The organism is Acinetobacter sp. YH12102 (assembly GCF_013419125.1).
In the GTDB taxonomy this organism is placed as follows: domain Bacteria; phylum Pseudomonadota; class Gammaproteobacteria; order Pseudomonadales; family Moraxellaceae; genus Acinetobacter; species Acinetobacter pseudolwoffii.
This window is the reverse complement of record NZ_VPAS01000035.1, coordinates 1-7,788: the sequence shown is the minus strand read 5'-3', so window position 1 is coordinate 7,788 and position 7,788 is coordinate 1. Positions and strand designations below refer to the sequence as shown.

The 7,788-nt window shown below is 38.3% G+C and carries 8 protein-coding genes and 1 pseudogene; 2 read left to right on the top strand and 7 right to left on the bottom strand.

The features are described 5' to 3' along the window. From msr(E) (FTU42_RS14440) to mobQ, 5 genes and pseudogenes are all read right to left on the bottom strand, one after another. A pseudogene (msr(E), locus tag FTU42_RS14440) lies at nt 1-524 on the bottom strand (ABC-F type ribosomal protection protein Msr(E)); the annotation flags it as partial. Between the two features lie 670 nt (nt 525-1,194). Beyond that, nucleotides 1,195-1,737, bottom strand: a complete 543-nt coding sequence (locus tag FTU42_RS14435; RefSeq protein WP_004896925.1) for a plasmid replication DNA-binding protein — start codon at nt 1,735-1,737, stop codon at nt 1,195-1,197. 66 nt (nt 1,738-1,803) lie between these two features. Continuing rightward, entirely contained in the window at nt 1,804-2,733 is a 930-nt protein-coding gene (repM, locus tag FTU42_RS14430) for a replication initiation protein RepM (protein ID WP_068553070.1), read from the bottom strand. A 202-nt stretch (nt 2,734-2,935) separates the two neighbouring features. Further along, nucleotides 2,936-3,169 (bottom strand): hypothetical protein, encoded by a 234-nt coding sequence (locus FTU42_RS14425; RefSeq protein ID WP_068553069.1) that lies wholly within the window; start codon nt 3,167-3,169, stop codon nt 2,936-2,938. Between the two features lie 101 nt (nt 3,170-3,270). Then, entirely contained in the window at nt 3,271-4,707 is a 1,437-nt protein-coding gene (gene mobQ, locus FTU42_RS14420) for a MobQ family relaxase (RefSeq protein WP_107111964.1), read from the bottom strand. A gap of 208 nt (nt 4,708-4,915) precedes the next feature. Here mobQ and FTU42_RS14415 point away from each other — a divergent pair, with 208 nt between their 5' ends. After that, on the top strand, nt 4,916-5,182 hold the full coding sequence (locus tag FTU42_RS14415) for a mobilization protein (protein ID WP_088749624.1): 267 nt from the start codon (nt 4,916-4,918) through the stop codon (nt 5,180-5,182). A 17-nt stretch (nt 5,183-5,199) separates the two neighbouring features. Beyond that, entirely contained in the window at nt 5,200-5,631 is a 432-nt protein-coding gene (locus FTU42_RS14410; RefSeq protein ID WP_039090891.1) for a hypothetical protein, read from the top strand. Between the two features lie 138 nt (nt 5,632-5,769). Here the strand turns inward: FTU42_RS14410 and FTU42_RS14405 are convergent, their stop codons facing one another. Together FTU42_RS14405 and msr(E) (FTU42_RS14400) are read right to left on the bottom strand one after the other, a co-directional pair. After that, on the bottom strand, nt 5,770-6,654 hold the full coding sequence (locus FTU42_RS14405; RefSeq protein ID WP_000155092.1) for an Mph(E) family macrolide 2'-phosphotransferase: 885 nt from the start codon (nt 6,652-6,654) through the stop codon (nt 5,770-5,772). Between the two features lie 55 nt (nt 6,655-6,709). After that, nucleotides 6,710-7,788, bottom strand: a 1,079-nt coding sequence (gene msr(E) / locus FTU42_RS14400) for an ABC-F type ribosomal protection protein Msr(E) (protein WP_180073075.1), incomplete at its 5' end; no start/stop codon positions are given.

Sequence of the window (7,788 nt, the reverse complement as noted above, 5' to 3'; positions counted from 1 at the left end):
GTAATTTTACCGTCTTTTAACTCCCATATCTTGTCTACAACCATATCAAGAAAATATCGGTCATGACTGATAACAAGTAATGCTCCATCAAATGCTTTAAGTTGACCAATAAGTAGATCTATTCCATTGAGATCAAGGTGGCTGGTTGGTTCATCCGCTAGAATGCCATGTACTTGTTGGGAAAATGCGGCAGCAATTTTTGCACGAGTTTCCTCTCCGCCACTCATTGTGTCGTTTTGTACATTGGAAACACCAAGGCGAGATAACATTGCCCGGTCTTCGACCGTTTCTATTTCGATTCCGCCCAGTTGGCTGATATGTGCAAAATCACCAAAACGCTGTAATGTCGCTTCGGCTAAAACAATTTCGCCATTAAGTACTTTGAGTAAACTACTCTTTCCTGCTCCGTTATCACCCACAAGACCAATACGGTCATAAGAGTGAATTTCCAATTCATCAATATCCAAAACATCACGCCCAGCATAATCCAAGCGTATGTTTCTCGCTTTAATAATTAAACTCATTTTTATTTACTCCTGTTTAGCTCTTGAAATTTTTTATGCAGCAAACAGGATTTAGGTGAAAACAAAAGCTAGCATCACAGTGTCCTCCCAAAAAAAAAGCTATTCATCCACAGGGTGGACAAATAGCTAGTCAATTAAGTTATAACTGGAAACTATGCACTAAAAGCATACTTATAAATTAAGCATACTTTTACTTTATATATCCGCATATATTCTTAAAGACACAACAAAAGCCCACCATTATAAAATAGTGTCACTATGCAAATAGTTGTGTCTTAACGAATGCGGATAGAATGCATAAACTTACCTAAAAAATAAAATTCAGTTTTATGATAACTTTACTGTTAAAAGAAGTCTAGACAACCTTGTTTTATGCTTGGATATAAGGCTTATTTTAAAATAATAGTAGTGAAGATTTTCTAAAATTAACATAATACACCTTATACGAAATGCTTGATATTTCTCTTTAAATATCATTATATTAACGTAAGCCGTTCTGGAGTATAGGGCACCAGAACGGCTTTTTATTGATTATTCATGTTCCACGATCACTAATTGAGCGATGTTCCACGGTTTTATTCAGTTTTAATAAACATCATCCGGTTTTTTGAGGAGTCATTATTTCAAGTGCTTGCACTGAAATTGGCTCTTCAAAAAACTGGAGTCTTGGCTAACCATATGGAAGGAAAAAGCGGCTTAGGAAGCCTCTCTTCTTCTGTTCTGGTTCAACATGCTCCGGGATAGGAATACGCTTATTGTCTTGCTGAGGAGTAGTCAATTCGTCATAGTTCGTTGCTAGTTCCGACCGAGGATCCGTTGCTATATCCTGTTTAAAGCTCTGATCGGTAAAGGTAGTCATATTGGCTTTTGGTGCTTCTAGTAAGCGCTGCATAGCTTCAATCTGTTCTTGATAAAACGATTCACGTTCTAAAGATTGATTTTCTCTCTGTATTGCCTGATTTAATTGTTTTTCCAGTATGTCAACTTGACGTTTTAGTAAGTCAACTTCTGTCAAGTTTTGACTGTTAATTGATTGACTTTGATTGACTGTATCCTCTTTTTTTTGTGGTTCCCCAAAAACTCTTAGGGCCTCTGAAAAGTCAATTAATCCATCAGATCCTTTAGATAAATTTCCTTTGTTTATATGTGCATATATGGCTTGTCTTGAATATCCATAAAGCTTAGCTAACTCTGAAACTGACAGTTTTTTCATTATGTAAACCAGTTTTCAACTTGTGTTAATACCTGACTGTTAACTTAACAATTTCAATTAACAATGTCATTGAAATCCTAATTTTCTGAGTAAAGGAAGTAATTCCTTAAATTTCTCTGCATCTTGCAGCATGGCAGCTATACGTACAGCAAACTGCTGATAGCTTTCTGTGCCTTGTGAATATTTACTCATCTCAGGAAGCTCTGAGAGCTTGTTGGCGAATAGATGGCGTTGTTTATCTGTTATTTTTGAAAAGAGGTCTAATGTATTCGGATCTCTTTTAGATTCGACTGAATGCGTGGCTGATTTTTTCTGTTTAAAGCTAAATGAAAAACCAGTAATAGATCTACCTGTTTTATGCTGTTCAACTTTGACAATAATATCGGTATGTTCATTTACTTGTTTTAATGCAATGTCTAAAACATATTTTTTAAAATCATACATTCGTTTGTATTCAGTCTCGAGTACACCTATTTTTTGTCTAAAATCATACATAGTTATGAGAGGCGTTTTTCCAGTACTACGCCATGCAATCAATATTTCATATAAACGAACAGCATAAGCACTTGTTAAATTACTTATTTGTTGTATTTCATACTTTGTAAATTGTTCTTCTAACCTAGTAATTAAAGGCACAATAGCAGGGGCAAAAATAAGTCTAACGACAGCTTCATTATCAATATAAGCCACCTCGCTCACCCATCTTGATTTGTGATTAATAGTGTTACCTTTTTCACTAAGACTCTGATAACTGAATTGTCTTGCAAACAAGTCATCGCAAGCATCTTTTAACGCCTGATAAGCCGTATTTCGATGTACACCAAACTGATTAATATAACTTTCAGCATGAACTGTTAGTGGATCATTAGCATTTATCCCTTTACCCGATTCCCTTGCTTCAACAATAGCTAGGAGAATTAACCTCTGTTCAACTAGATCGAGGTTATAACTGGCATTGATTAAGGCGTTATCTTTAACAACTAGTTCTGTTTTCATATGAAAAGATTATATTTTTAATTCAATAAGACGAGGTTATATAATTATCTCGCTTAATGCAAGGTAAACCTCGTTTTAATGCAAGGTAAACCTCGTTTTAATGCAAGGTAAACCTCGTTTTAATGCAAGGTAAACCTCGTTTTAATATCTCTAGAACCATTATGAATAAAGGATTACAGCTTAATTAAAAGCATTTAAAAGCTTAAAAATAATTAAAAGCCCAGGGAGTAAAAAATTGCCCTTGGTTTTCGCTTCGCTCAAACTCTATTGAATCTCGCTTTCGCTCGATTCGTCGGGGCAATTTTTGGTTCATATTTTCGTGAATTTGAGAAAAAGCAAAAGCAAGATCAAAAGCAGCTCGGAATTCGCTTCGCTCATGAGCTTTTTTTCTCGCTACGCTCGGTTTAGGAATCAAATTTGGAAAGTTCGCACCCATTCGGGATGCTCTGTAAAGCAGGTGATTGATGGATAGGGAGCTTGTAATCAGGGAAAGGGATGGGCAAATTTTCTCAGTTCGCTCGTAGACACTCGCTCTGTTTAGCGACTCATGCCACGAGATTTCATTTTAGGCGCATGTTGCTGTGCTTTGAGCTGTTGTTCCTGTCTGAGTTTCATCTGTTGTTCTGCTTTGATCTCATCCACACATTTTTTAATGACTTGATAGGATGGGTATAGAGTCTGGTATTGCTTGGCTTTGGCTGGATGTTGTTGTTGGTACTGCTTCCAGGCATGTTCTTTGAATTTGTCATTTTCCAATAAATCCTTCACACCATGTTTTTTCTGGTGTTCATGCTGACCTTTCAGCTTTTTGTGCTCCTGGTAAATCGCATCACGTTGGGCTTCCCAGGCTTTTTTTCCAAACAGTAAGGGTTTGTTCTGAGTTAATTCGTTGTGTTGATCGACCAGGCTTTGCAATTTGTCATGACTTTGCTTGAGTCCGCTTTTCACGATCTCCTGGGCAAGCTGCTGATTGAACTCATTTTGATGTTTGTGGTGCTTGGTCAGGGTTATTTCGGCTTGTTTGAGATTACGCTGCATGAAATCCAGGTCTAGATTCGCGTCTTTTGCGCTGATTTCGCGTTTTAGCACTTTGCCAAGGGTTTCCCTCTGTTTTTCCTCAAACAGGGCTTTTTCGTCAATTGGTGGCGTTTTAGCGCTATTTTTGATTTGGATCTGCTGTTCTGTTTTCAGTGTGCTGAGTTTGATCTCATTTTCAGCAATCAGCAGATCCATATTTTTGCTGTATTGCAGCTGAGCCTGATTTCTCTGTTTGATTTCGTCATTGCTTCGGCTGATTTCGGTCTCAATCCCTTTTCGGCGCAGTTCGGTGACTTTCGGCCCTTCGTGCAGCGTGGCTTCTAAACCATTCTCCTGGTCTTTGTAGCTGCGGTGGTCGACTCGGGCAGTGTATCCAGCCAGATCCAGGTGCATATTGCAGATATCGGCAAAGTGTTCGCGCCAGTGTTCGATTTCTCCACTGTGTTTCTGATCCAGTTCCCGGGTTTTCTCGGTGAAGCCTTCCTGAGTAAGTTTGCGTGTGCTCATCAGGATATGCGCGTGATAATTGCGTTCATCACTACCAGATCCAGTATGCGGTGCATGAATACAGGCATCGACGGCTACCTGGTGTCTGTCCACGATACTGGCGCATAGCTCTTCGAGCATGGCCAGGCGTTGTTCCTGATTTAATTCACTTGGAAAAGCGATTTCAAATTCTCGGGCAACTGTCGAGTTTTTTCGGGTTTCCCGTTGTTCAACTTCGTTCCAGAGTCTTTCCCGGTTTTTTAAATGTTCTGGTGCGCCTTCGGGTAAATAAATTTCTTTATATTCCACACCTGTTTTTCGGCTGTAATCATGTTCTCGGCCCTCACGTTCACAATAGATCTTTTCACCTGCCCGATAGGCAATCGCAGCAGTAGCGGAACGCCCTGCTGATCGTGCTACGGTTTTGACTGAAAAGTGGTAAATCGCCATGCCTATTTTCGCTTTTAAATTTTCACGTAGTGAAGTACAACCGTGGATACGGTTGTCGGGGTATTGGGGAGACCCCAATCGTACTTGCAAACGAAGTTTGCATAAGTGCGCTCTTCGAGGAAAACATTACTATACATATAGCACCTTGAATGCATATTCAAGTGCGCTTATGTTAGGGATGGTTTCCCAGGATGATGGTATTGGATTAATGAGCGTTACTGAAACACTAGACAGCAAAATCAAAGCACAGGAAGAAAAGCTAAAGCAGTTAAAGGCTCAAAGACAGGCAGCACTGGCAAGAGAACGTGCTAAAGAGAAAGAACAAGCTCGAAAGGATGATACCAGACGCAAAATTTTAATTGGATCCTGTATGCTAAAGATCACTGAAGATGATGAACAAGCCAGAGCTAAATTAATTGCTCAGATGGATAAGTATTTAACAGATGAGCGTGACCGAAAGCTTTTTAATTTATAAATTTTGAGGGATAAGTAGTGGAAGATCCAACACTTAATAAGTTAATACGTAATACAGAATTATTCTTCGAACATCACTGGAATGTAGACCTATTAGGAAAGCCTCCTGAATGGTCACCAGTACATTTTAATTTTGGAAAAATTCCTAATTACGATAAACAAGGTGTATATGCGTTTGTCAAAGGGGATTTAGTGACTTATATCGGTGTTGGGACTTCTAGAGGTGCTGGCCGTTATCGTGGTAATGGCTTAAGCGCCAGGGTAATGAAATATTGCCGATGGAATGAAGATAAAACTGAATATATTGCGATAGATCCAAGACTGAAAGATGCTGGATCCATCATTACAATAGGCTTTGAGCGTGATACGGCTTATTTAGCAAATGCCCTAGAAGTTTTTCTTATCTCTAAAATCCAACCTGTCCACAATGTGGTTAAAGTTGGTATGTAATTTCGCATAAGAAATTTTATGTTAAATGATTGTTAGAAATGCCCCTTGATCGAGGCATTTTCTATAAAGAATACTAAAAACTAATTAAAGCCAACCAAGTTTCAAAACAAGGCAGTTCTCAGCAATCATATTTTTAAATTATATAACTCCCAACTGAGCTTTTGCTCCAACGATAAGGCTTTCATTTTGAGTTTCTAAGGCAAATAAACCATACATCAAAGGAGAGGCCGCTGCTCTTTCTAAAGTCTGTTCATATAGTTTATTCCAAACTTTACCCCCTAGTTTTTCATACTCGATGATTAGAGTTTTGAGGCTTTCTTCTCCAAACAAAGTTACATGCCCAGCAAAATCAATCGCTGGGTCATCTATATGGGCTGTTGACCAATCAATAACGCCTGAAACAGCTCCATCCTTTGAAGCTAGTACATGCCCAGCATATAAATCGCCATGTATAAATTGGGTGAAATCTGCCCATAGAACATCATTATCCAACCATTTTCTGTAGCGGGTTTCCAATTGCTCACTTATACCAATTTCAGATTTTACTAACTGCAAATTGTTTGCTATTTCAGGTCTTAAATCTGAAGGTTTCATAATTTTCAAATCATTTTCCCGAACTTCTTTTTCAGGAATACTATGGATTTCAAATAAGGTTTTTGCCAAAGATGTTATGTATTTCGGGCTATCTTTGTCCATATTCCAAATTATTTCATAGGTTTCAGCATCCAAATTTAAAACAGGATTATCTTTAAGTATGGGATAAGCCACTAATTCTGTAGATGAAATTCTCCAATCAGGAACCTCTACAGAAAGATGTTTTTTTACCAATTCTAAAATGCGTTTTTCTTTCTTGATTTGTTCCCTCATGCCATCACGACGAGGAATACGCAGCAACCATTGTTGCCCCTTTGTATCAAGAGCAAAAACGACCTTAAAATCAATGCCCATTTCATTGAAATTCATTTTGTCCGTAAGCAACAAGCCGTGTGCTTCAGCAAGTGATTGAATATCTTGAATTGTCATTTTTAATTTCCTTTAAAGAGTTCAATAATTAATGTTCGGATTAGATTGGCTATCATTAACAATCTCTCTCAAAAGTCTTGATGATTTTGTGGTCTTTGATCTCGTAGATAATGTCAGCAATATTATCGACCAATTGCTTGTCATGAGATACGAAGATAATAGTTCCTGCATAGGACTTCATCATTGTTTCTAATGCGGCAATACTTTTTAGGTCAAGATAGTTTCCTGGTTCATCCATAAGCAAAATATTATATTTTCCTAAAAGCATTTTGGATAAAAGCAGTTTGATGATTTCACCTCCCGATAAGTCGGATAAGTTTTTTTGAATATCATTCGCTCCGATCCCCATTGAAGCCAATACTGCACGAATTTCCGCAACTGTGTACTCGCACTCTTCCTGCATAAAGGAGAGCACAGATTTATGCGTGTTAAATTTATATCCTGTTTGTGTAAAGTAGCCAATTTCAGCTTTTGGAGATATGGTTAATCCATCAGCACGTTCTGATATCATTTTTAACAAGGACGTTTTCCCTGTTCCATTCGATCCAGTTATAGCGACTTTAGCGCCAAGCGGTATTATAAAGTTAGCGTCATCAAAGATAGTACGGCTACCAAATTTTAAGCTCAGACCATCTGCCGTAATCGGGAACTTATTGTGCAGTTCTAGGGCTGAACTTTGACGAAAACGAATAGAACGCAAATGCTCTGGTGCTTGAATATCTTCTAATGCAGCCAAACGCTTTTCCATACTCTTAGCTGCCTGATACAGTTTTCTTTGCTTGGTGCCAGTCATTTTTGCATGCCCAAGTCGTCCAGCACTTTCGGTAGAGTTTTTGGATTTTTCTCCTTTTTTCTTATTGTCTAATCGATTAGCTTGCTGGCGTTTTTCTTGCACAGCAGATTCTAATCGCTCCCGTTCCTTCATCATCAGCTCATATTCTACGGCTTGGTGTTGTCGCTCTTCTTCTTTTTGACGCAAGTAATCCGAGTAACCACCCCAATATTCCGTAATTTTACCGTCTTTTAACTCCCATATCTTGTCTACAACCATATCAAGAAAATATCGGTCATGACTGATAACAAGTAATGCTCCATCAAATGCTTTAAGTTGACCAATAAGTAGATCTATTCCAT

Bases quoted from the DNA above. Each gene is read 5' to 3' on its own strand.
- mobQ (WP_107111964.1), bottom strand. From the start codon at position 4,707: ATGGCGATTTACCACTTTTCAGTCAAAACCGTAGCACGATCAGCAGGG.
- repM (WP_068553070.1), bottom strand. From the start codon at position 2,733: ATGAAAACAGAACTAGTTGTTAAAGATAACGCCTTAATCAATGCCAGT.
- FTU42_RS14425 (WP_068553069.1), bottom strand. From the start codon at position 3,169: ATGGGTGCGAACTTTCCAAATTTGATTCCTAAACCGAGCGTAGCGAGA.
- FTU42_RS14415 (WP_088749624.1), top strand. From the start codon at position 4,916: ATGAGCGTTACTGAAACACTAGACAGCAAAATCAAAGCACAGGAAGAA.
- FTU42_RS14435 (WP_004896925.1), bottom strand. From the start codon at position 1,737: ATGAAAAAACTGTCAGTTTCAGAGTTAGCTAAGCTTTATGGATATTCA.
- FTU42_RS14405 (WP_000155092.1), bottom strand. From the start codon at position 6,654: ATGACAATTCAAGATATTCAATCACTTGCTGAAGCACACGGCTTGTTG.